General features: G+C 65.0%; 20 protein-coding genes. 12 read left to right on the forward strand and 8 right to left on the reverse strand.

What is annotated here, in order from left to right; genetic code table 11:
* Positions 1-224: 224 nt before the first annotated feature.
* Together IVA81_RS11750 and IVA81_RS11755 are read left to right on the forward strand one after the other, a co-directional pair.
* Positions 225-1016 (forward strand): Bax inhibitor-1/YccA family protein, encoded by a 792-nt coding sequence (locus tag IVA81_RS11750; protein ID WP_247316563.1) that lies wholly within the window; start codon positions 225-227, stop codon positions 1014-1016.
* 200 nt (positions 1017-1216) lie between these two features.
* Positions 1217-1747, forward strand: a complete 531-nt coding sequence (locus IVA81_RS11755; RefSeq protein ID WP_247316564.1) for a GNAT family N-acetyltransferase — start codon at positions 1217-1219, stop codon at positions 1745-1747.
* A gap of 217 nt (positions 1748-1964) precedes the next feature.
* On the opposite strand, the gene IVA81_RS11760 is transcribed toward IVA81_RS11755, so the two are convergent.
* The 3 genes from IVA81_RS11760 to acnA form a co-directional block, all read right to left on the reverse strand.
* Complete coding sequence (locus tag IVA81_RS11760) at positions 1965-2333, reverse strand: DUF2794 domain-containing protein (RefSeq protein ID WP_247316565.1); 369 nt, start codon at positions 2331-2333, stop codon at positions 1965-1967.
* A 595-nt stretch (positions 2334-2928) separates the two neighbouring features.
* On the reverse strand, positions 2929-3705 hold the full coding sequence (locus IVA81_RS11765; protein ID WP_247316566.1) for a DUF1223 domain-containing protein: 777 nt from the start codon (positions 3703-3705) through the stop codon (positions 2929-2931).
* 234 nt (positions 3706-3939) lie between these two features.
* The gene (gene acnA, locus IVA81_RS11770; protein ID WP_247316567.1) at positions 3940-6660 is read right to left on the reverse strand and encodes an aconitate hydratase AcnA; all 2721 of its coding nucleotides are present in this window, start codon (positions 6658-6660) and stop codon (positions 3940-3942) included.
* 240 nt (positions 6661-6900) lie between these two features.
* Between acnA and ccmA the strand changes: the two genes are divergently transcribed.
* The 5 genes from ccmA (at position 6901) to IVA81_RS11795 (ending at position 10101) form a co-directional block, all read left to right on the forward strand.
* Positions 6901-7503, forward strand: a complete 603-nt coding sequence (ccmA, locus tag IVA81_RS11775; protein ID WP_247316568.1) for a heme ABC exporter ATP-binding protein CcmA — start codon at positions 6901-6903, stop codon at positions 7501-7503.
* Positions 7504-7762: 259 nt separating this feature from the next.
* Entirely contained in the window at positions 7763-8431 is a 669-nt protein-coding gene (gene ccmB, locus IVA81_RS11780) for a heme exporter protein CcmB (RefSeq protein WP_247316569.1), read from the forward strand.
* Positions 8432-8537: 106 nt separating this feature from the next.
* The gene (locus IVA81_RS11785) at positions 8538-9332 is read left to right on the forward strand and encodes a heme ABC transporter permease (protein WP_247316570.1); all 795 of its coding nucleotides are present in this window, start codon (positions 8538-8540) and stop codon (positions 9330-9332) included.
* Positions 9329-9511, forward strand: a complete 183-nt coding sequence (gene ccmD, locus IVA81_RS11790) for a heme exporter protein CcmD (protein ID WP_246930561.1) — start codon at positions 9329-9331, stop codon at positions 9509-9511. The genes IVA81_RS11785 and ccmD overlap by 4 nt, the downstream gene beginning before the upstream one ends.
* Entirely contained in the window at positions 9508-10101 is a 594-nt protein-coding gene (locus IVA81_RS11795) for a DsbE family thiol:disulfide interchange protein (RefSeq protein WP_247316571.1), read from the forward strand. Before ccmD ends, IVA81_RS11795 begins: the two co-directional genes overlap by 4 nt.
* A gap of 134 nt (positions 10102-10235) precedes the next feature.
* Here the strand turns inward: IVA81_RS11795 and IVA81_RS11800 are convergent, their stop codons facing one another.
* On the reverse strand, positions 10236-10838 hold the full coding sequence (locus IVA81_RS11800; RefSeq protein ID WP_247316572.1) for a septation protein A: 603 nt from the start codon (positions 10836-10838) through the stop codon (positions 10236-10238).
* 3 nt (positions 10839-10841) lie between these two features.
* Entirely contained in the window at positions 10842-11789 is a 948-nt protein-coding gene (gene ftsY, locus IVA81_RS11805) for a signal recognition particle-docking protein FtsY (RefSeq protein ID WP_247316573.1), read from the reverse strand.
* A 60-nt stretch (positions 11790-11849) separates the two neighbouring features.
* Between ftsY and IVA81_RS11810 the strand changes: the two genes are divergently transcribed.
* Together IVA81_RS11810 and IVA81_RS11815 are read left to right on the forward strand one after the other, a co-directional pair.
* Positions 11850-12551: an RNA pseudouridine synthase gene (locus IVA81_RS11810; RefSeq protein ID WP_247316574.1), complete on the forward strand. Its 702-nt coding sequence runs from the start codon at positions 11850-11852 to the stop codon at positions 12549-12551.
* Positions 12552-12821: 270 nt separating this feature from the next.
* Entirely contained in the window at positions 12822-13931 is a 1110-nt protein-coding gene (locus tag IVA81_RS11815) for a DUF2336 domain-containing protein (protein ID WP_247316575.1), read from the forward strand.
* Positions 13932-14100: 169 nt separating this feature from the next.
* On the opposite strand, the gene mtaB is transcribed toward IVA81_RS11815, so the two are convergent.
* Together mtaB and dapF are read right to left on the reverse strand one after the other, a co-directional pair.
* Positions 14101-15354, reverse strand: coding sequence for a tRNA (N(6)-L-threonylcarbamoyladenosine(37)-C(2))-methylthiotransferase MtaB (gene mtaB / locus IVA81_RS11820; protein ID WP_247316576.1), 1254 nt, complete (start codon positions 15352-15354; stop codon positions 14101-14103).
* The gene (dapF, locus tag IVA81_RS11825; RefSeq protein ID WP_247316577.1) at positions 15354-16229 is read right to left on the reverse strand and encodes a diaminopimelate epimerase; all 876 of its coding nucleotides are present in this window, start codon (positions 16227-16229) and stop codon (positions 15354-15356) included. The genes mtaB and dapF overlap by 1 nt, the downstream gene beginning before the upstream one ends.
* Positions 16230-16442: 213 nt before the next feature.
* Here dapF and IVA81_RS11830 point away from each other — a divergent pair, with 213 nt between their 5' ends.
* Together IVA81_RS11830 and IVA81_RS11835 are read left to right on the forward strand one after the other, a co-directional pair.
* Positions 16443-17222, forward strand: coding sequence for a GyrI-like domain-containing protein (locus IVA81_RS11830; protein ID WP_247316578.1), 780 nt, complete (start codon positions 16443-16445; stop codon positions 17220-17222).
* A 5-nt stretch (positions 17223-17227) separates the two neighbouring features.
* Positions 17228-17941, forward strand: coding sequence for an SIMPL domain-containing protein (locus tag IVA81_RS11835; RefSeq protein ID WP_247316618.1), 714 nt, complete (start codon positions 17228-17230; stop codon positions 17939-17941).
* Positions 17942-18129: 188 nt separating this feature from the next.
* Here IVA81_RS11835 and IVA81_RS11840 read toward each other — a convergent pair whose 3' ends face one another.
* Entirely contained in the window at positions 18130-19194 is a 1065-nt protein-coding gene (locus IVA81_RS11840) for an MBL fold metallo-hydrolase (protein WP_247316579.1), read from the reverse strand.
* A gap of 437 nt (positions 19195-19631) precedes the next feature.
* Here IVA81_RS11840 and ffh point away from each other — a divergent pair, with 437 nt between their 5' ends.
* Positions 19632-21179: a signal recognition particle protein gene (gene ffh, locus IVA81_RS11845; RefSeq protein ID WP_247316580.1), complete on the forward strand. Its 1548-nt coding sequence runs from the start codon at positions 19632-19634 to the stop codon at positions 21177-21179.
* Positions 21180-21205 lie beyond the last annotated feature (26 nt).

The following is a 21205-nucleotide window of genomic DNA, read 5'->3' on the forward strand; positions in this document are numbered from 1 at the left end:
ACGCCGCTCGTCAGGTTCGCGTCAGGATCGCCGCCAAGGGCGACATTCAGCCGCGCGTGGAAGGTTGCAGCGAATGTGTTAGTTTCCCACATATCGAATGGGTTCGGAGCCCCGATTGTTAGCCAAAATTTAGTCGGTTGGCGTCGGTATCCGAGATAGAATTTGACGAACCGGCGGCGTGGCGACCCTCATGCCGGACCGGACCAACCAACGGGAATTCGACCATGTCGGACCTAGACCGTAACTACGCTTCTCCTTTCGGCAGGGCCGCCGGGCGTGTTGACGCCGCGACGGTCGATGCCGGCCTGCGCGCCTATATGCTGCGCATCTACAACTACATGAGCGTTGGCCTGGCCATCACCGGCCTTGCCGCGCTCGGCGTCTACATGGCTGCCGTGACGGACGTGCCGACCGCGGACGCCGTCCGCGTCGGCAAGCTGTTCCTGACGCCGTTCGGCTACGCGATGTTCGTCAGCCCGCTGAAGTGGCTGTTCATGCTCGCGCCGCTCGCCATGGTGTTCGTGATCTCGGCGGGCATCAACCGTCTCGCGCCCTCGACCGCCCAGATCCTGTTCTGGGTATTCGCGGCGCTGATGGGCATCTCGCTGTCGTCGATCTTCCTGGTGTTCACGCACACCTCGATCGTTCGGGTGTTCTTCATCACCGCGGCGACCTTCGGCGCGCTCAGCCTCTACGGCTACACCACCAAGCGTGACCTGACCGGGATGGGCTCGTTCCTGTTCATGGGCCTGATCGGCATCATCATCGCGAGCCTGGTGAACCTGTTCCTGGCCAGCTCGATGCTGCAGTTCATCGTGTCGGTGGTCGGCGTGCTGGTGTTCGCGGGCCTCACCGCCTGGGACACCCAGCGGCTGAAGAACGACTACATCTACGGCTACGCCTCGGCCGGCGGTGACATCGCGGAGCGTGCGGCCATCACCGGCGCACTGTCGCTCTACCTGAACTTCATCAACCTGTTCACGCTGCTGCTGCAGCTCCTCGGCCAGCGCGACTAAGCGATCAACCGAGTGAACGACATGAACCCCGGCCGAAAGGCCGGGGTTTTTGTTTGCGCAACACTCCGTCATGCCCGGGCTTGTCCCGGGCATCCACGTGCTTCGTTCCGCGGAAAAGGCGTGGATGGCCGGGACAAGCCCGGCCATGACGCATGCGGAAACGGCGTTGCTCGTGGCGACACCCCTGCTATCTTCCCTCCATGTCCACACCTGAAATCAGGCCCACCACCGAGGCCGATCTTCCCGCCATCACCGCCATCTACCAGCAGGCCGTCCGCGAGGGCACCGCGACGTTCGAGCTGGAGCCGCCGGAACTCTCGGAGATGACGCGCCGCTATCGCGTGCTGGTCGACGGCGGCTATCCCTATTTCGTCGCCATCCTCGACGGCCGCGTCGCCGGCTATGCCTATGCCGGCGCCTACCGGCCGCGGCCGGCCTATCGCTTCACGGTCGAGAACTCGATCTATCTCGACCCGTCCTTCCACCGTCGCGGCGTCGGCTCGTTGCTGCTGGAGCGGCTGATCACCGAATGCGAGGCGCGCGGCTTCCGCCAGATGATTGCGGTGATCGGCGATTCCGCCAATGCAGGCTCGATCGGCGTGCACACCAAAGGCGGCTTCAAGATGATCGGCATCCATCCCAATGTCGGGCTGAAATTCGGCCGCTGGCTCGACACGGTGATGATGCAGCGCGACCTCGGCGAGGGCGCAAGCACGGTGCCGGGGAAGTAGGGTCAGCGCCTGTAGCCCGGGTGAGCGAAGCGATACCCGGGAACTGTGCAAGAAGAGTCCCGGATGTCGCTTCGCTCATCCGGGCTACGAAACGCCTCTCCACGTACACTGCCGTAGGGTAGGCAAAGCGGAGCGTGCCCACGATTTGCGGCGATCGAGAAAGGACGTGGGCACGGCGTTGCGCGCCTTTGCCCACCCTACGGCACCGGCCGTGCGGCTACACCACCGCCAGTTTCCGATCGATCACCAGCAGCACGCGCTCCAGCTCGTGGCCGCGGCGCAGGATCAAGCCCGTCGCCGAGATCACGCTGTACATGCCCTGCTTGCGCGCGAGCCGCGGATCCTTCTCGATGCGATAGATCGGCACTTCCGAGGCACGGCGATAGACCGAGAACACGGCGCGATCCCTGAGGAAGTCGATGGCATAGTCGCGCCACTCGCCATCGGCGACCATGCGGCCGTAGAGATTGAGAATACGGTGCAGCTCGAGGCGGTTGAACGTCACCCGGCTCGGTTGCGCATTCGCAGCGGCGGGGCGCGCCGCCGCGCGCTGCTCGCCCGGATCGGCATCCTCCGACAGACTCATGGAGCGCTTCCTCATCGCACGGCATGACCACGCGTCCGCGAAGACCGTCCCCGGAACCGCAGATCATGACAGTGATATGATTGCGCCAACCGTTCCCCGCCGCAAGGCCTCTTGATGGAACTCGCCCGCTCAACTTATCGGAAGCAGGGCACACGCAGGGGTGGAACTTCCTCGCGGCAAACCGTCACGGGATCGTTAGCAGGAATCATACTCTCGCCGCTTTTCCGCCCAGCGACTGCCGCCCTGCATTGCGAAAAGACTCACGTGCGTTGACCCGGTCCTTTCGGTTCCGGATTCCTCAGCCCCCAGCCCCCCGGGGTCGAACAGGATCGGGTCTGTACGCGCAGCAAGGAGGACCAACGCAAGTTGGTCCTTTTTTGTTTGTGTCGGAATGTTTCCGGCCGCGACCGACCTTCCCTCCAAACATCCGCGCGAAGACTCTCTCTCCTCATCCTGCGGAGCGCGCTCTTGCGCGCGTCTCGAAGGATGAAAGGCGACGCTGCATCAGCGCGGGCCTTTCATGGTTCGAGACGGCGCCAACGCGCCTCCTCACCATGAGGAGTTAGAACGGCGTAGCGCTAGAGAGAAATTCGAATCAGTGCAGCGACGTGTACGCCGCACCCAGCATCGGGCCGGGCTTCTCACGGCTGCCGTCCTGGACATAGACCACCGCGCCGTCGACGCCGTCGCGCGTGAGGTTCTCGATCGGCACCGTCCAGCTTTCCGAACGCCCGGTCCAGTCACCGACCTTGAGCACGTTGCGCACCACATTGTGATAGGTGACCTGCTGCCCGCGATTCTCGCCGCGGGTGATCGCGATCGGCACCGACTTGGCGATCGAGCAGATCCAGACCTCGCCATGCGAGACTGCCGGCTCGTTGCTCGCGGCCACCGACACGTTGATCTGCTTGCCCGCGAGCGACATCGTCACCGGCACGCTCATCACGCCGATGCCCTTGTCGGTCTTGCCGATGGCATTCTCGATGCCGGTACGGTCGCTGCCGATGACGTGAGTCGAGCCGTTGACCACGACCTGCGGCGTGTAGACCTCGCGGTCGCCGCGCATGCGCGAATAGGCACGCTGGCGTGCAGAGAAGCGCGAATCCGCAAGCGTGTCCTTCCAACCAAGATAGTCCCAATAATCGATCGGCATGCTCAGCGCGATGATCGACGGGTCTTTGGAAAGATCGCCGATGATCTGGTCGGCGGGCGGACAGGATGAGCAGCCCTGCGAGGTAAACAATTCGACAACGGCGCGGGGATCAGCCTCCGCAGGACGGATGACAGCGACGATCGCACAGATGCCGAGTGCTCCCGACCAGAGGGCACCGGACCAACGTGAAACCAGATGAGAAGCCGTCATTGTTGTCATGTCGAACGCCGCACACCATTGCTCGTGAAAGGGAGATCTTATCGCCGGATGGTCACCGTAGTCTTACGGGGCGCGGCACACTCAACCGTCCAGGCAAACCGTCCAAAGGGAGGTTTTCCGCCGGGCGGGCCCATCTAGAACATGCCGCAAACGCACGAAGGCGGCCTTGTGATAGGCCGCCTTCGTTTAACCTTCTACTCACTTCGCAGTGAGCCACCGTTCACAAATCCGCGCTTAGGCCGCGAGCTTGCGCAGCACGTAGTGCAGAATACCGCCGTTGCGGTAGTAGTCGAGCTCGTCCAGCGTATCGATGCGGCAGAGCAGCGAAACGCGCTGCAACGAACCGTCTCCGGAGACGATCTCCGCGGTCAGCTTCTGGCGCGGCTTGAGGTCGCCGACGAGGCCGCGCAGAGTGACCTTCTCGTCGCCCTTGAGACCGAGCGACGACCAGGAGGTGCCTTCCTCGAAGGTCAGCGGCAGCACGCCCATGCCGACCAGGTTGGAGCGATGGATGCGCTCGAAGCTCTGGCAGATCACGGCGCGCACGCCGAGCAGACGCGTGCCCTTGGCAGCCCAGTCGCGCGAGGAGCCGTTGCCGTATTCGGCGCCGGCGAACACCACCAGCGGCACCTGCTCCTGCTGGTACTTCATCGCGGCGTCGTAGATCGACATCTGCTCGCCGTCGGGCCAGTGCTTGGTGAGACCACCTTCCGGAATGTTGCCGTCCGCGCCCTTGAGCATGAAGTTCTTGATGCGGATGTTGGCGAAGGTGCCACGCATCATCACTTCATGGTTGCCGCGGCGCGTGCCGTACTGGTTGAAGTCGGCGGGACGCACCTGGTGCTCGCTGAGATATTTGCCCGCGGGCGAGGTGAGCTTGATCGAGCCGGCCGGCGAGATGTGGTCGGTGGTGATCTTGTCGCCGAACATGGCGAGGATGCGCGCCTCGACGATATCGGTGACGGGCTCCGGCTCCTTCTTCATGCCGTCGAAATAGGGCGGGTTCTGCACGTAGGTCGAAGACATGTTCCAGCGATAGGTCTCGCTCTCGACGGTCTTGATCTTGCGCCAGTTGGTATCGCCCTTGAACACGTCGGCATACTTCTTCTTGAAGATCGACGCGGTCACGAACTTCTTCATGAAGGCGTTGATCTCCTTCGTCGTCGGCCAGATGTCCTTCAGGTACACCGGTTTGCCATCCTTGCCCTCGCCGAGCGGCTCGACGGCGAGGTTCTTGGTGACGCTGCCCGCGAGCGCGTGGGCGACGACCAGCGGCGGCGAGGCCAGATAGTTCGCCTGCACGTCCGGCGAGACACGGCCTTCGAAGTTGCGGTTGCCTGAGAGCACGGCAGCCGCGACGATGCCGTTGTCGTTGATCGACTTCGAGATCTCCTCAGGCAGCGGACCGGAATTGCCGATGCAGGTGGTGCAGCCGAAGCCGACCAGGTTGAATCCGACCTTGTCGAGATCGGCCTGGAGACCGGAATCGGACAGATATCCCGCAACCACCTGGCTGCCCGGGGCGAGCGAGGTCTTCACCCACGGCTTGGCCTTGAGGCCCTTCGCCGCGGCGTTGCGCGCCAAGAGGCCGGCGCCGATCAGCACGCTCGGGTTCGAGGTGTTGGTGCAGGACGTGATGGCGGCGATCACGACGTCGCCGTGGCCGATGTCGAATTTCTTGCCTTCGACGGGGAAGCGCTTCGCCGGCTCCTCGGCCTTCTTGTACTCGGTGCCGAGCGCGAGGGAGAAGCCTTCGGCGACCGACGGCAGCGCGATGCGGCCTTCGGGGCGCTTCGGACCGGCCATCGAGGGAACGACGTCGGCGAGATCGAGCGTCAACGTCTCCGTGAACACCGGATCGGCGGACTTGGCGGTGCGGAACAGCCCTTGTGCCTTGGCATAGGCCTGCACCAGCGCGACGCGCGCCGGGGCGCGGCCGGAGGTCTTGAGATAATCGATCGCGGCGGCGTCAACCGGGAAGAAGCCGCAGGTCGCGCCGTATTCGGGCGCCATGTTGGCGATCGTCGCCTTGTCGGCGACGGAGAGATTGTCGAGGCCGGGGCCGAAGAACTCGACGAACTTGCCGACCACGCCGAGCTTGCGCAGCATCTGCGTCACGGTGAGCACGAGGTCCGTTGCGGTGACGCCTTCCTTCATCGCGCCCTTCAGCTTGAAGCCGACGACGTTGGGCAGCAGCATCGACAGCGGCTGGCCGAGCATGCAGGCTTCCGCCTCGATGCCGCCGACGCCCCAGCCGAGCACGGCGAGACCGTTGACCATGGTGGTGTGGGAGTCGGTGCCGACCAGCGAGTCAGGGTATGCGACCTCGAAGGTGCCGGTCTTCTTGCCGACCGTCATCTTCTCCTTCTTGGTCCAGACCGTCTGGGAGAGATATTCGAGATTGACCTGGTGGCAGATGCCGGTGCCGGGCGGCACGACGGAGAAGTTCGTGAACGCCTTCTGGCCCCACTTCAGGAACTCGTAGCGTTCCTGGTTCTGCTTGTATTCCTCGGCGACGTTCTTGCCGAAGGCCTTGTTGTCGCCGAAGAAGTTCACGATCACGGAGTGGTCGATGACGAGATCGACCGGCACCAGCGGATTGATCTTCTCGGCATCGCCGCCGAGCTTCTGCATCGCGTTGCGCATCGCGGCAAGGTCCACCACCGCGGGCACGCCGGTGAAGTCCTGCATCAGCACGCGCGCCGGGCGGAAGGCGATCTCATGCTCCAGCGATTTCTTGCGCAGCCATTTCGAGACGGCGACGATGTCCTCTTTCTTGACCGAACGTCCGTCCTCGTTGCGCAGCAGATTCTCGAGCAGGACCTTCATCGAATAGGGAAGTTTGGAAATTCCCTTCAGACCATTCTTCTCGGCCGTGGGCAGGCTGTAATAGACATAGGTCTTGGCGCCGACCTTGAGGGTCTTTTTGCATTTGAAGCTGTCGAGCGAGGTCATGTAGGAAATCCCAATGGTTCGTTATACCCGGCAGGGTATCTTAACACCGTCAGCGTATCAGGCTGGGCCGCTTGCAGGGGCAGGTTGAGTTGCTGCATCAAGTAGTTCCGGGCTTATAGAAGCTTTCTAACCGCGCCGCCACAGCCACAATCGTGCCGCAGCAATCGCGAGCCAAAAATTCCCATGCGCTACCCCAAGTTTTCCTGAGGCCCGGCTTTGAGTGACTTGAAACGAGGCGAGATGCAGCTCTCCGGACGCGGAGTCGCCTGCGTGCGCGGCGGCCGCGAGGTGTTTGCCGGGCTCGATTTCGCGGCTGTCGCGGGCGAAGCCGTGGCCGTCGTCGGCCGCAACGGCTCGGGCAAGACCTCACTGCTGCGGCTGATCGCGGGCCTGCTCGTGCCGGCGGGAGGCAGGATCGCGCTGGAGGGCGGCGATGGCGAGCTGACGCTGCCCGAGCAGTGCCACTATCTCGGCCATCGCGATACCCTGAAGCCGGCCCTCAGCGTGGCGGAAAATCTGACATTCTGGGCCGACTTTCTCGGCGGCGAGCGCCTTGGCGCGGCCGAAAGTCTCGCCACCGTCGGGCTCGACCATGCCACCCATCTGCCCGCCGGCTTCCTGTCCGCCGGCCAGCGCCGCCGGCTGTCGCTGGCCCGCCTGTTGACCGTCCGCCGCCCGGTCTGGCTGCTGGACGAGCCGACCAACGCGCTCGACACCGCCGGCCAGGACATGTTCGGCGGCCTGATGCGCCAGCATTTGGCGCGCGGCGGCCTGATTATCGCGGCGACCCACGCCCCGCTGGGGATCGACTCGCGGGAGCTGCGGATCGGGGGAGCGGCATGACGCGGCCCGACCCTCAGCTTTCCAAGCGGCCGGGCACAGCTCTCTCCGCTCTCTCGCCTCTCCCGCTTGCGGGAGAGGTCGGCATAGGCGGCCGTCGGCCGCCGTTCCTAGAGAACGCCGATGCTTTGCATCGGCTATGGCGCCGGGTGAGGGCTCTCTCCACTTGGGGAGTCTTCTTTGTCGAGACACCCTCTCCCCACCCCTCCCCCGCAAGCGGGGGAGGGAGCGCACCGCCCTGGGGGCACGATGGGAGCACCCCATGACCGCCCTCTCCGCCCTCGTTCGCCGGGACATCCGGATCGCGCTCCGCGTTGGCGGCGGGGCACTGATCGGCGTGCTGTTCTTCCTGACCGTGGTGGTGCTGATGCCGTTCGCGGTCGGGCCGGACCTGGCGCTGCTGTCGCGGCTGGGGCCGGCCATTCTCTGGCTCGGCGCGCTGCTGGCGAGCCTGCTCACCCTCGACCGGCTGTTCATGGCCGACCACGAGGACGGCTCGCTCGACCTGATCACGATGAGCCGGACGCCGCTGGAACTCGCCTGCGCCGCCAAGGCGTTGGCGCATTGGCTGGCCGCCGGCCTGCCGCTGATTGTCGCAACCCCCGTGCTCGGCCTCTTGCTCAATCTCGACATGGTCGCGACCGGCGCGGTGGCGCTGACGCTGCTGGCGGGCACGCCGGCGCTGACGTTTACCGGCATGATCGGGGCGGCGTTGGCGGTGACACTGCACCGCGGCGGGCTGCTGATGGCGGTGCTGGTGCTGCCGCTATCGATTCCCGTCCTGATTTTCGGCGTGGCAGCCTCACAGGCCGTGATCGTCGGTCCCATGACGTTCGGCGCGCCGTTCTCGATCCTGTGCGCGCTGTCCCTGGTCAGCTTCGTGGTCGGCCCCTTCGCAGCCGCAGCGAGCCTGCGGCATGGACTTGACTAAGATGGGCTTGATTGAGATGGGCTCGACTGACCTTGACCCCGATCAACTTTCGTCCCTCGCTTTCGTGCTGATTGCCTGAGCGGCCACCGATGATTATCACGGTACCATGTCACTGATCGACCTCGCCAACCCGACCCGGTTCCTCGCGCTGACAGCGCGGGTCTTGCCGTGGCTCGCGGCCGCGACAATCATCCTGCTCGCGATCGGCCTGTACCAATCCGCCTACGCGCCGGACGACTATCAGCAGGGCGCGACCGTCAAAATCATGTTCATCCACGTGCCCAATGCCTGGCTGTCGATGTTCGTCTGGGGCGTGATGAGCATCGCCTCGCTGGGCACGCTGGTGTGGCGGCATCCGCTCGCCGACGTCGCCGCCAAGGCCGCAGCGCCGATCGGCGCCGCCTTCACCTTCCTCGCGCTGCTCACGGGCTCGCTATGGGGCCGGCCGATGTGGGGCACCTATTGGGAATGGGATGCGCGGCTCACCTCGGTGCTGATCCTGTTCCTGATGTATCTCGGCCTGATGGCGCTGTGGCGCGCGGTCGACGATCCCTCGCGCGCGGCGCGCGCCGCAGCGGTGCTGACCCTGGTCGGGGCAATCAACCTGCCGATCATCAAGTTCTCGGTCGACTGGTGGAACACGCTGCACCAGCCGGCCTCGGTGATGCGCATGGGCGGATCGGCCCTCGACAAATCGTTCCTGATTCCGCTGCTGGTGATGGCGATCGCATTCACGCTGCTGTTCGTCACGCTGCACCTGGCGGCGATGCGCAACGAGATCCTGCGCCGCCGGGTCCGCTCCCTGCAAATGATGCAGGCGAGCCGCGTGGCGTTCTCAAGCGAAGCGGGCGCCGGTTCGCGCGGACAGAACGCGTCGAAAGAAGTTGGGGCCGCAGGATGATGTCGCTCGGTCCTTATGCATCCTTCATCGTGACGTCCTATGCCGCAGCGGCCGTCGTGGTCGCAATCCTAATCGGCTGGATCGTGCTCGACCATCGCAACCAGACGCAGCGCCTGCGCGAGCTCGACCGCAGCGGCATCACCCGCCGCTCCGGCCGCAGCGCCATGGACGCGTCATGAGTGATCAATCGACCTCCGCATCGCCGCAGCGCCGCACCTTCCTGATGGTGCTGCCGCTGATCGCCTTCATTGGCCTTGCGCTGCTGTTCTGGTTCCGGCTCGGCAGCGGCGATCCCTCGCGGATTCCTTCCGCTCTAATCGGCCGCCCCGCGCCGCAGACCGTGCTGCCGCCGCTCGAGGGATTGCAGGCTGACAATGCGCCGGTGCCGGGGCTCGATCCCGCCGCCTTCAAGGGCAAGGTCAGTCTCGTCAATGTCTGGGCATCCTGGTGCGTGCCTTGTCATGACGAAGCACCACTCCTGACCGAACTGGCAAAAGACAAGCGCTTCCAGCTGGTCGGCATCAATTACAAGGACGCCGCCGACAATGCGCGCCGCTTCCTTGGCCGCTACGGCAACCCGTTCGGCCGCGTTGGCGTGGACGCCAACGGCCGTGCCTCGATCGAATGGGGCGTCTACGGCGTGCCCGAAACCTTCGTCGTCGGGCGCGAAGGCACCATCGTCTACAAGCTGGTCGGCCCGGTCACGCCGGACAATCTGCAGAAGGTGTTGTTGCCGCAGATGGAGAAGGCGTTGAAGGCGGGGTCTTAGAACGGTCTCCTGTCCCGGACGTAGCGCAGCACGAAGTGATGCGCTGCAGAGCCGGGGCCCATGTCACCAAGACGGCACTTTCGGACAGAGCCTGTGTCCCGGCTCGCGCTTCGCGCGTCCGGGACACGAGACCGCTACCCCTTCCTGACATCGCCCGCTTCGGCCTCGCTCGCCTCCAGCGACACCGGCTCGAGATGGTAGCGCTTGGTCAGCGGCATCTGGGCGATGGCGAAGATCATCGTGATCGGCGTCACGCCGAACACCTTGAAGTTGACCCAGAAGTCCGTGCTTTGCGTGCGCCAGACGATCTCGTTCAGCACCGCCATGCCGGCGAAGAACAGCGCCCAGCGCAGCGTGAGGATGCGCCAGCCCTGCGGCGTCAAATTGAACATCTGGTCGAACATCACGGCGATGAAGGAGCGGCCGAACAAAAGGCCGCCGCCGAGGATCGCGGCGAACAGGCCGTAGATGATGGTCGGCTTGACCTTGATGAAGGTCTCATCGTGCAGCACCAGCGTCAGCGTGCCGAACACTAGCACGATCACGCCTGTGACGATCGCCATGATCGGAATGTGGCGCGTCACCACATAGGACGCGACCATCGCCGCGACGATCGCGACCATGAAGGCGCCGGTCGCGGCGAACAGATTGAACTTCGCGTTGACGAAGAAGAACACGAGCAGCGGACCGAGCTCGGTCGCCAGCTTGAACAGCGGATGCGGCTGGGTCTTGTCCATTCTTCAGCTTTCGATTCCGGCAATGGCACGGGCGAAATCGCGCGCGGTGAACGGCGCGAGATCGTCGACGCCTTCGCCGACGCCGATGAAATGCACCGGCAGTTTGAATTTTTCCGCGAGCGCCACCAGAATGCCGCCGCGCGCAGTGCCGTCGAGCTTGGTCATCACGAGGCCGGTGACCCCGGCGGTGCGATGGAAGGCCTCGACCTGCGACAGCGCATTCTGGCCGACGGTGGCGTCGAGCACCAGCAGCACGGCATGCGGCGCAGTGTCATCCACCTTGCGGATCACGCGCACGACCTTTTCGAGCTCGTTCATGAGCTCGGCCTTGTTCTGCAAGCGGCCGGCGGTGTCGATCAGGAGCACGTCGACGTTTTGCTCCTTCGCCGCCGTCAGCGCGTTGAAGGCAAGGCTCGCTGAGTCCGAACCTTGGGCGCCTGATATCACCGGCGTCTTCGTACGTTCGCCCCAGATCTTGAGCTGCTCGATCGCGGCCGCGCGAAACGTGTCGCCGGCGGCCAGCATCACCTTGCGGCCTTCGGACGCGAATTTTTGCGAGAGCTTGCCGATCGTGGTGGTCTTGCCGGAGCCGTTGACCCCGACCACCAGAATCACGAACGGCTTCCTCGCCGTATCGATCTCGAGCGGCTTCGCCACCGGCGCCAGCACCTTCTCGACCTCGGTCGCGACGACGTCTTTCACCTCGTCCGCCGAGATCGCCTTGTCGTAGCGGCCGGTGCCGACCGCATCTGCGATCCGGACCGCGACCTGGGTGCCGAGATCGGCGCGCAGCAGCACGTCCTCGATGTCATCGAGCATGGCGCGGTCGAGCTTGCGCTTGGTGACGAGGTCGGCGACCGCGGTCCCGAGCGAGGACGAGGTGCGCTTCAGCCCGTTGGACAGGCGGCGCCACCAGCTCAGCTTGGGGGGATCTGACGTGGTATCGTTCATGGTGGCGGTGTGTTAGCCGTTCCGGCGATCAAACGAAAGTCTTGACCGAAAGTCCTGCAATTGCTCGATGTTCCCCAATTGACGGCCGATGAAATCCTGGCCCGCGTGCTCCATCGCGACGGGCTGATGCTGGTCATCGACAAGCCGTCCGGGCTGCCGGTGCATCGCGGCCCCAAGGGCGGCGCCAATCTGGAGGCCTCGTTCGACGCACTGTGTTTCGGCCTGCCGCGGCCGCCGGTGCTGGCCCACCGGCTGGACAAGGACACCTCCGGCTGCCTCGTGCTCGGCCGCCATCGCAAGGCGACCGCTTCGCTCGGCCTGCTCTTCAAGCACGGCAAGATCGGCAAGACATACTGGACCGTGGTCGAGGGCGGCCCGGCCGAGGACGAAGGCACCATCGACATGCCGCTCGGCCGGCTCAATGCCGAGCGCGGCTGGTGGCAGAAGCCCGATCCCGAAGGCCAGAAGGCGATCACGAACTGGAAGGTGATGGGCCGCGGCGACGGCCTGACCTGGCTCGCCATGGAACCGGTGACCGGGCGGACCCATCAATTGCGGGTGCATTCGGCCGCGACCGGCTGGCCGATCTTCGGCGATAACATTTACGGCAACGGCCCGCGCTTCGGGGAGCCGAAGCTGCACCTGCATTCCCGCGAGATCGTGGTGCCGATCTCCCGGAACAAGGAGCCCGTCCGCGTCGTGGCGCCGGCCCCGCCCCACATGCACGAAAAGCTCCGCGCCTGCGGGTGGAACGGGGAATAGCCGCCGTCAAGTTCGGTGCACCTCTCCCGCTTGCGGGAGAGGTCGGATGCGAAGCGATCCGGGTGAGGGCTCTCTCCTCTGGGGGACAGTCTTGTTGCGGAGACACCCTCTCCCCGACCCTCCCCCGCAAGCGGGGGAGGGAGCGCAGCTCCGCCGCGGCCGCGCCTTGCTCCCAATGCCCCATAGTTTACCAAACCTTCAGTGCTCGCCTCTAATGATAGCGGTTGCTTAGAACAAGCTTCCGTAACCGCTCAGGACGAGCAAGGCGTGATGTCCAAGGCCGAGCTATCGATCATCGACGAGGTCGAATCCGCGATTCGAGCAGGCTCGGCGGAAAAGGGCCTGGAGACCGCCCGGCGCGTCACCGATCTGTTCCTCTCCTCCGCCGGCAGTTTCGACGACGAGCAGATCGCGCTGTTCGACGAGGTGCTCGAGCGCCTGATCGGCACCATCGAGCTGCGGGCGCTTGCAGACATGGGCGCACGCATTGCGCTCGCCGAGATCAGCGCACAACTGGCGCCGATCGCGCAGGCGCCGCCCTCGGTGATCCGCCGCCTCGCCAGCAATGACGAGATCCGCATCGCCGGTCCCGTGCTGCAGGAATCCGCCCGCCTCGACGACGGCGAGCTGGTGAAGATCGCATCATCCAAGGGCGAACCGCATCTGCTCGCGATCGCCGGCCGCTGGTGGCTGAAGGAGATGGTCACCGACGCTTTGCTGGCGCGCCGCTATCCCAGCGTCAACCGGCGGCTCGCCGCCAATCCCGGCGCGCGCGTTTCCGGAAACGGATTCGCCGTCATGGTCGGGCAGGCCGAGGCGGACCCCGAACTTGCCGTCAACATCGGCGTCCGCGTGGATCTGCCGTCGGAGCTGCGCCGCCGATTGCTGCACTCGGCGACCGATGCCGTGCGCGCCCGCCTGTTGTCGCGCGCGCCGCCGCATCTGTTCGAGGAAATCCAGAGTGCGATCGCGGCCATCGCCGTCGGCGTCGATCGCGAGATGTCGAGCGTCCGCGATTTCGAAGGTGCCAAACGCGCGATTGCAATGCTCAAGGCAACCGGCCAGCTCAATGAGGCGACGTTGCTCGGCTTCGCCAGGCAGCGGCGTTATGAGGAGACCGCCGCTGCCCTGGCAGCGCTGTCCGGATCGACCGTCGAAGTCATTCGCCCGCTGATGCAAAGCCTGCGCGACGACGGCCTGCTGGTGCCGTGCAAGGCGGCGCAGCTCAGCTGGGAAACCACCACCGCCGTGCTCGAAAGCCGCTTTGCGACCGGCGCGATGAAGCCGGTGGATCTCTCGCGCGCGCAAGGTCACTATGCGCACATGACGCCAGAGAATGCGCGGCGCACGCTGCGGTTCTGGCAGGTGCGAGCGTCTTAACTTCTTCCCCTCTCCCCTTGCGGGAGAGGGTGGCTCGCCGCGCAGCGGCGAGACGGGTGAGGGGTATCTCTCTCCGCGAATGCGTCACTTGCAATAGAGTTGGCTGAAGCAACCCCTCATCCGGCGCTTCGCACCTTCTCCCGCAAGGAGAGAAGGAAGAGGACAGCGATTACGTCGTCAGCCGCTCGCCATCACTACCACCAATCACAAGCGGCACGACAGTGCCCACCCGCTCGCCCGCAACCGCGACCGGCAGATAGTGCTCCGTGCGGCCTAACCCCTCGCTCTCGATCAGCACATCACGCGTCGCGCCGATCTCGGCTTGCAGCCGTTTGCGCAATGCCACTTCACCAGCCGCACGCAGCCGCTTCGCGCGTTCCTTGATCAGCGCCCCCGCAACCTGCGGCATCTTTGCAGCCGGCGTGCCGGGGCGCGGGGAATAGGGGAAGACGTGCAGGAACGTCAGGCCGCATTGTTCGACGAGATCGAGCGAGCGCGAGAACATCTCCTCGCTCTCGGTCGGGAAGCCCGCGATGATGTCGGCGCCGAAGGCGATGTCCGGGCGCAGCCGGCGCACCTGGTCGCAGAAAGCGATCGCATCCTGCCGCGAATGCCGCCGCTTCATGCGCTTCAGAATCATGTCGTCGCCCGACTGCAGCGAAAGATGCAGATGCGGCATCAGCCGCGCATCATCAGCGACGGCATCGAGCAGATCGTCATCCGCCTCGATCGAATCGATCGAGGAGATGCGCAGGCGCTTCAGCTCCGGCACATGCCGCAAAATCTGCTTCGTCAGCATGCCGAGTTTCGGCGCACCGGGCAGGTCGGCACCGTAGCTGGTGAGATCGACGCCGGTCAGCACGATCTCGGCATGACCGCGCGCGGCCAGCGTCCGCACCTGCTCGACCACCGCGCCCATCGGCACCGAGCGCGAATTGCCGCGGCCGTAGGGAATGATGCAGAAGGTGCAGCGATGGTCGCAGCCGTTCTGCACCTGCACGAACACGCGCGGCAGGCCGCTCGCATAGCCGTCGATGAGATGCGGCGCCATCTCCCTGATCGCCATGATGTCGCTGACGGCGATCTTCTCGCCGGCGCCGAGATCGAACGCGCTGCGCGTCTCCTGCCACGCAGACGCGCGCATCTTGTCGTCATTGCCGAGGACGCGATCGACTTCGGCCATGTCAGCGAACATGCCGCTTTGCGTCTGCGCTGCGCAGCCGGTGACGACGATGCGCGCGCCGGGACGCTCGCGCTTCAGTTTGCGGATCGACTGCCGCGCCTGCGCCACCGCTTCGTTGGTGACGGCGCAGCTGTTGATGACGATGGTGTCGGAAAGGCCCGCGCCCTCGGCCTCACGGCGGATCACCTCGGCCTCGAAGGCATTGAGGCGGCAGCCGAAGGTGACGATGTCGACGGCCATCAGACAACCGGCGCGAACAGCGCCGGATCGAAGGTGTCCTCATATTCGAAGGTCGCGGTGCCCGTCATCAGCACGTGGTCGTCGCGCTCGCGCCATTCGATGCCGAGCTTGCCGCCGGGCAGCGTGATCTCGACATTGCGCTCGACCCGCTTCAGGCGGGCCGCGGCGACCGCCGTGGCGCAGGCCGCCGAGCCGCAGGCCTTGGTCAGGCCGGCACCGCGTTCCCAGGTGCGGATCGTGATGTGGTCGCGATCCACGATATGGGCGAGCGTGATGTTGGCGCGCTTCGGGAAGATCGGATGGTTTTCGAGCAGTGGACCGAAACGCTCGAGATCGTAGGCGTTGACGTCATCGACCCAGAAGATCGCATGCGGATTGCCCATGCTCACCACGGACGGCGAATGCAGGATCGGATTGTCGATCGGCCCGATCTGCAATTCGATATAGCGGGTGTCGCGGAACTCTTCCGCCAGCGGAATGTCCTGCCAGCCGAACTTCGGCGCACCCATGTCCACGGTGTAGAGATCCGGCGCGGGACCCTGCCAGGCATTGAGCAGCCCAGCTGCCGTCTCAAACGTCGCATTGGTCTGGCCGGTCTTTTCGAAGATGCGACGCACCACACAGCGCATGCCGTTGCCGCAGGCGCCGGCTTCGGAGCCGTCATTGTTGTAGATGCGAATGAAGGCCTCGGTACCGTCCAGCCGCGGCTTCTGCAGCACCATGAGCTGGTCGTAGGCCACGCCGCCGTTCGCGGACGCCACCGCGCGCGCGTCATCCGGCGTCACCTTTGCCGTGGACGCGCGCATGTCGACAACGACGATCTCGTTGCCGATGCCGTTCATCTTGGCAAATGCGTGGTTGGCCAGCGCGCTCATGAAAATTCCCGAATTTCGCCTGCCTTATATGGCGATCCTTGCCGGCTTGGCCAGCGGTTTGCTTGGGAGCGCCGAGGAGGCCTGCCATGACGCATCTGTCATGGGACGAATTCGGCGCTCGCGTGTTAGAACGGCGCGTTCGCGCGGACAGGGGCGCGGCCGGGCGCAAAGACGGATTTAGGCCTTGTTGGTTAAGGCCTTGGGGAGAATAAAATGTTCAGGTTTCGTCGTCTCGCTCTGGCCGCGCTGATCCCGGCAGCGGCCTTGTCGTTTGGCCTGCCCGAGGCTCTGGCGCAAACCCCGAGCCCGGCACCGGCCGCCTCGGCAAGTCCCTCGCCGGCCCCATCGGCTTCCCCCTCTCCGGCCGCGAGCGCCTCGCCTGCGCCTGCGGCAACGCCCTCACCCGCGCCATCGCCTGCGGCCAGCGCTTCGCCTGCCCCGACAGCATCGCCCTCGCCCGCAGCCAGCGCCTCCCCCGGCCCGGCGACACCGCCGCCTGCCGCGGCCGCAACGCCCGCTCCGGTGCAGACCGCCGATCCCTTTGGCCTCGAGACCACGCTGGAGTCCAGGAAGGTCGTGATGGTCAAGGGCACTGCCAATTGGGATTCAGCCTTCGACACGCTGGTCGACGCCTTCAAGGCGCTGAACACGCTCCTGGACAAGCAGGGCATCAAGCACGCCGGCAATTCCATGATCGTCTACACCTCGACCGACGACACCGGCTTCACCTTCCTCGCCGAGATCCCGGTCGATCAGGATCCCAAGAGCTTGCCGAAGGACATGAGCATCGGCAAATCGCCGGAAGGCAAGGCACTGAAATTCGTCCATCGCGGTTCCTACGACAACATGGACAACACCTATGAGGCGATCACCAATCACCTCGACGACAAGAGACTCGAAGCCAAGGACACCTTCATCGAGGAATACCTCACCGATCCCCTGAAGACCGCTGAGGACAAGCTCGTGATCAACGTTTTCGTGCCGCTGAAGTGAGAATGATGAAAAAGCCTGCCGTACTCGTTACTTCCCTCGCCACCGTTTTCGCCACGCTGCTGGCAACGCCTGCGCTCGCCGATGATTTCCCGTCCGCCATTTCGGTGAGCGGCGAGGCCAATGTTTCCGTGGCGCCGGATCTCGCGCTGATCGATGCCGGCGTTGCCAATGACGCCAAGACGGCCAAGGAAGCCTCCGACGCCAACAACGCGGCCATGGGCAAGGTGCTGCTGGCGCTGAAGGGCGCCGGCCTTGCCGAGAAGGACTACCAGACCTCGCGCCTGTCGCTGCAGCCGCAATACGGCCAGAACAAATCCACCGGCGCATCCCCCGTGGTCGGCTTCCGCGCCTCCAACCGCGTCACCGTAAAAATTCGCGACGTGACCAAGGTCGCCGGCATCATCGACACGCTGGTCAGCGCCGGCGCCAACGACATCGGCAATATTTCGTTCGAAGTGACGCAGGCGTCAAAGCTGCTCGACGATGCGCGTGAGCAGGCCGTGACCGATGCGCGGCGCAAGGCCGAAGTTTACGCCAGGGCCACCGGCGTCACGCTGGGTGCGCCGCTCAGTGTCACGGAAGGCGGTGGCCCGGTGCCGCTGTTCAAGAGCCGCATGGCCCCGATGGCGGCAGCCCCGCAGGCCGCCGTCGCGCCGGGCGAGGAAACGCTGTCGGTGACGGTGAATGTGAGCTGGGCGATCAAGCCGAAAGAGCAATAGGTCTCGCGTCCCGGGCGCGCCGCGGCACGCAGTGACGCTGCCCAGAGCCGGGACCCAGAAAGCGGCACGGTACAATCCAGCGACATGGGCCCCGGCTCAGCAGCGCATCACACCGGACGATGCTTCGCATCGCCGGGAGTGTTGCGCTGCGTCCGGGGCACGAGCGGTGTGTGTGGAGAGTGCGAGACCTAAATCTCCACCACCTGCCCCGGCTGCATCGCCACGAACCGCTCCTGCGGAATTTTCGCCGCATCCAGCGCCTCGACCAGCGCCTTCGCCGGCGCATCGATCGCTTCGTCCGTCAGCTGGAACGTGCCGTGGTGATGCCCAAGCGCGGCCTGCGCGCCGCAATCAGCCAGCGCCTTCACCGCATCTTCCGGATTCATGTGCTGATCGCGCATGAACCAGCGCGGCTCGTAGGCACCGATCGGGAGGATCGCCAGACGCAGCGGTCCGTGCTTCTCGGCGACGCGACGAAAATGCGTGCCATCGCCATAGCCGGAATCGCAGACGACGTAGATTTTCCCGGCCGGCGTCTCCAACACAAAGCTCGCCCACAGCGCCTTGTTGCGATCGAACATGCCGCGCGCCGTCCAGTGCCGGGTCGGCACCAGATGCACCGCGATGCCGCCGCCGAGCTCGACGCGGTCGTGCCAGTCGAAGGCTTCCACCTTGATCGTGGAATCCCAGCTGCGCATCGTCACGTCGTTGCCGAGCGGGGTGATCACGCGCGGGGCGAAATTCTTCGTGAGCCGCGACAGCGTCGCAATGTCCAGATGATCGTAATGCCCGTGCGAGACCAGCACGACATCGATCTTCGGCAGCTTCTCGAACGCGATGCCGGGATCGTTGTGCCGCTTCGGCCCGGCCCAGGCGACCGGCGACACCCGCGTCGACCAGACGGGATCGACCAAAATATTGAGACCGCCTGTCTGGATCAGCCAGCTGGCATGGCCGACGAAGGAGAGCCGCACGTTTTCGCCGTCGACACGCGCCGGCGGGGTATCGGCATGGGGGCTGGGGGCCCAGTCCGGCCATGTGGCGCGCTGTCCCCGGCCCCCTAATTGCCAACGTAGCACCTCGCCGAGCGATCTCGGCGGCGCCCCGTCGGGATCGAAGAAGGTCAGGCCGTCAAAGTGGTCGGAGACCGGGCCGTCATAGGTTTTCATGCGAGATATCCAGAGGGAGGGCACGCCGACCAGCGCGCCGGCTCCGGCGAGCACCCCAAGAACGCGGCGGCGGGTGATCGGCACAGGGCGGGCTTTAGGATTGGTGGCGGAGGTAAGTCATCACCCTTCTATATGGGCAGGGCCAAAGGAAAAGGAACCGACCGCCAAAAATGTCGTGTTTTCAGGATCTTATCTTGGCATAGGCATTGCGACGCCCTAACTTTCCTTGACTTTTGGACGTGAGCGGCGTTTAACCCCGCCACTTTCTCGGAAAGGCTTTCTTTTCGACCCGCCGACTGGCCCTGGAGGCCGGAGGTCAACGCCCGACAGCGCTGTGCGCCCTCGGGCGTAAAGCTGTTTGGACTTTCTCTCCCTCGCCCCGCTCTTGCGGGGAGAGGGTCGGGGTGAGGGGCTCTCTCCGCGCATGGTGCGCGTAGATGGTCCCGTACCCCCTCACCCGGATCGCAAGGGCGATCCGACCTCTCCCCGCAGGCGGGGAGAGGTAAAACAGGACAATTGCATTGTTCGACAATCTGTCGGAACGGCTTGGCGGAATTCTCGATCGTCTGACGGGGCGCGGTGCGCTGACCGAAAAGGACGTCGACGCCGCGATGCGCGAGGTGCGCCGTGCGCTGCTGGAGGCCGACGTCGCGCTGGAAGTGGTGCGCAGCTTCACCGAGCGCGTCCGCGAGCAGGCGATCGGCGCCACCGTCGTCAAGTCGGTGACCCCCGGCCAGATGGTGGTCAAGATCGTCCATGACGAGCTGATCAACACGCTCGGCGCCGAAAGCCAGACCATCGACGTCAATTCCGTGCCACCGGTGCCGATCATGATGGTCGGCCTGCAAGGCTCCGGTAAAACCACCACCACCGCGAAGCTCGCCCGCCGCCTGGTCCAGCGCGACAAGCGCAAGGTGCTGATGGCCTCGCTCGACGTCTATCGTCCGGCGGCGATGGAGCAGCTGGCCGTGCTCGGCCGCGATCTCGATATTCCCACCTTGCCGATCGTCGCGGGCCAGCAGCCGCCGCAGATTGCGAAGCGCGCGCTGGAAGCCGGCAAGCTCGGCGGCTACGACATCGTGCTGCTCGACACCGCCGGTCGCACCACGCTCGACGAAGAGATGATGGCGGAAGCCGCCGCGATCAAAGCTGCCGCCAATCCGCATGAAGTGCTGCTGGTCGCCGACAGCCTCACCGGCCAGGACGCCGTCAACCTCGCCCGCGCGTTCGATCAGCGCGTCGGCCTCACCGGCATCGTTCTCACACGTGTGGACGGCGATGGCCGCGGCGGCGCCGCGCTATCGATGCGCGCCGTCACCGGCAAGCCGATCAAGCTGATCGGCACCGGCGAAAAGACCGATGCGCTGGAAGATTTCCATCCCGATCGTATCGCCGGCCGCATCCTCGGCATGGGCGACGTGGTGTCGCTGGTCGAACGTGCCGCCGCCAACATCGACGCCGAAAAGGCCGCGCGCACTGCCGAGCGCATGCGCAAGGGTCAGTTCGACCTCAACGACATGCGCGAGCAGCTGTCGCAGATGGCCAACATGGGCGGCATCAGCGGGCTGATGGGCATGATGCCCGGCATCTCCAAGATGAAGAACCAGATCGCCGCCGCCGGCATCGACGACAAGATCCTGAAGCGCCAGGTCGCGGTGATCGATTCCATGACGCGCGACGAGCGCCGTCATCCCGACCTGCTCAAGGCCAGCCGCAAGAAGCGTATCGCCGCCGGCTCCGGCCAGAGCGTCGAGCAGGTCAACAAGCTGCTCAAGATGCACCGGAACATGGCCGACATGATGAAGGCCATGGGCTCGGGCAAACGCGGCCCGCTCGCCGGCATCGCCCAGGCGATGGGCTTTGGCGGCGGCATGAAGCCTCCTTCGCCGGAAGAGATGAAGGCGATGCAGGAGAAGATGCAGGCCGGCGGTGGACAAGGTCTGCCCAGCCTGCCGAAGGATCTGCCGCCCGGTCTTCGCTCGGGCCTACCGAATTTGCCGGGGCTTACGGGCCTCAGCGGCAAGCCGACCCTTCCGGGGCTCGGCGGTTTTCCCGGCAAGAAGAAATGAGGAATTCGTCGCGTTGGATCGTAGGG

Source organism: Bradyrhizobium sp. 141 (genome assembly GCF_023074055.1).
GTDB lineage: Bacteria > Pseudomonadota > Alphaproteobacteria > Rhizobiales > Xanthobacteraceae > Bradyrhizobium.

What these genes read in the sequence shown, in the direction of transcription:
- mtaB (WP_247316576.1), bottom strand. Translation starts at nt 15,354, where the DNA reads ATGGCCGTCGACATCGTCACCTTCGGCTGCCGCCTCAATGCCTTCGAG.
- IVA81_RS11830 (WP_247316578.1), top strand. Translation starts at nt 16,443, where the DNA reads ATGTTCAGGTTTCGTCGTCTCGCTCTGGCCGCGCTGATCCCGGCAGCG.
- IVA81_RS11800 (WP_247316572.1), bottom strand. Translation starts at nt 10,838, where the DNA reads ATGGACAAGACCCAGCCGCATCCGCTGTTCAAGCTGGCGACCGAGCTC.
- IVA81_RS11835 (WP_247316618.1), top strand. Translation starts at nt 17,228, where the DNA reads ATGAAAAAGCCTGCCGTACTCGTTACTTCCCTCGCCACCGTTTTCGCC.
- IVA81_RS11755 (WP_247316564.1), top strand. Translation starts at nt 1,217, where the DNA reads ATGTCCACACCTGAAATCAGGCCCACCACCGAGGCCGATCTTCCCGCC.
- dapF (WP_247316577.1), bottom strand. Translation starts at nt 16,229, where the DNA reads ATGAGCGCGCTGGCCAACCACGCATTTGCCAAGATGAACGGCATCGGC.
- ccmD (WP_246930561.1), top strand. Translation starts at nt 9,329, where the DNA reads ATGATGTCGCTCGGTCCTTATGCATCCTTCATCGTGACGTCCTATGCC.
- IVA81_RS11760 (WP_247316565.1), bottom strand. Translation starts at nt 2,333, where the DNA reads ATGAGTCTGTCGGAGGATGCCGATCCGGGCGAGCAGCGCGCGGCGGCG.
- IVA81_RS11785 (WP_247316570.1), top strand. Translation starts at nt 8,538, where the DNA reads ATGTCACTGATCGACCTCGCCAACCCGACCCGGTTCCTCGCGCTGACA.
- IVA81_RS11750 (WP_247316563.1), top strand. Translation starts at nt 225, where the DNA reads ATGTCGGACCTAGACCGTAACTACGCTTCTCCTTTCGGCAGGGCCGCC.
- ftsY (WP_247316573.1), bottom strand. Translation starts at nt 11,789, where the DNA reads ATGAACGATACCACGTCAGATCCCCCCAAGCTGAGCTGGTGGCGCCGC.
- IVA81_RS11815 (WP_247316575.1), top strand. Translation starts at nt 12,822, where the DNA reads ATGTCCAAGGCCGAGCTATCGATCATCGACGAGGTCGAATCCGCGATT.
- IVA81_RS11795 (WP_247316571.1), top strand. Translation starts at nt 9,508, where the DNA reads ATGAGTGATCAATCGACCTCCGCATCGCCGCAGCGCCGCACCTTCCTG.
- IVA81_RS11765 (WP_247316566.1), bottom strand. Translation starts at nt 3,705, where the DNA reads ATGACAACAATGACGGCTTCTCATCTGGTTTCACGTTGGTCCGGTGCC.
- ccmA (WP_247316568.1), top strand. Translation starts at nt 6,901, where the DNA reads ATGCAGCTCTCCGGACGCGGAGTCGCCTGCGTGCGCGGCGGCCGCGAG.
- acnA (WP_247316567.1), bottom strand. Translation starts at nt 6,660, where the DNA reads ATGACCTCGCTCGACAGCTTCAAATGCAAAAAGACCCTCAAGGTCGGC.
- ccmB (WP_247316569.1), top strand. Translation starts at nt 7,763, where the DNA reads ATGACCGCCCTCTCCGCCCTCGTTCGCCGGGACATCCGGATCGCGCTC.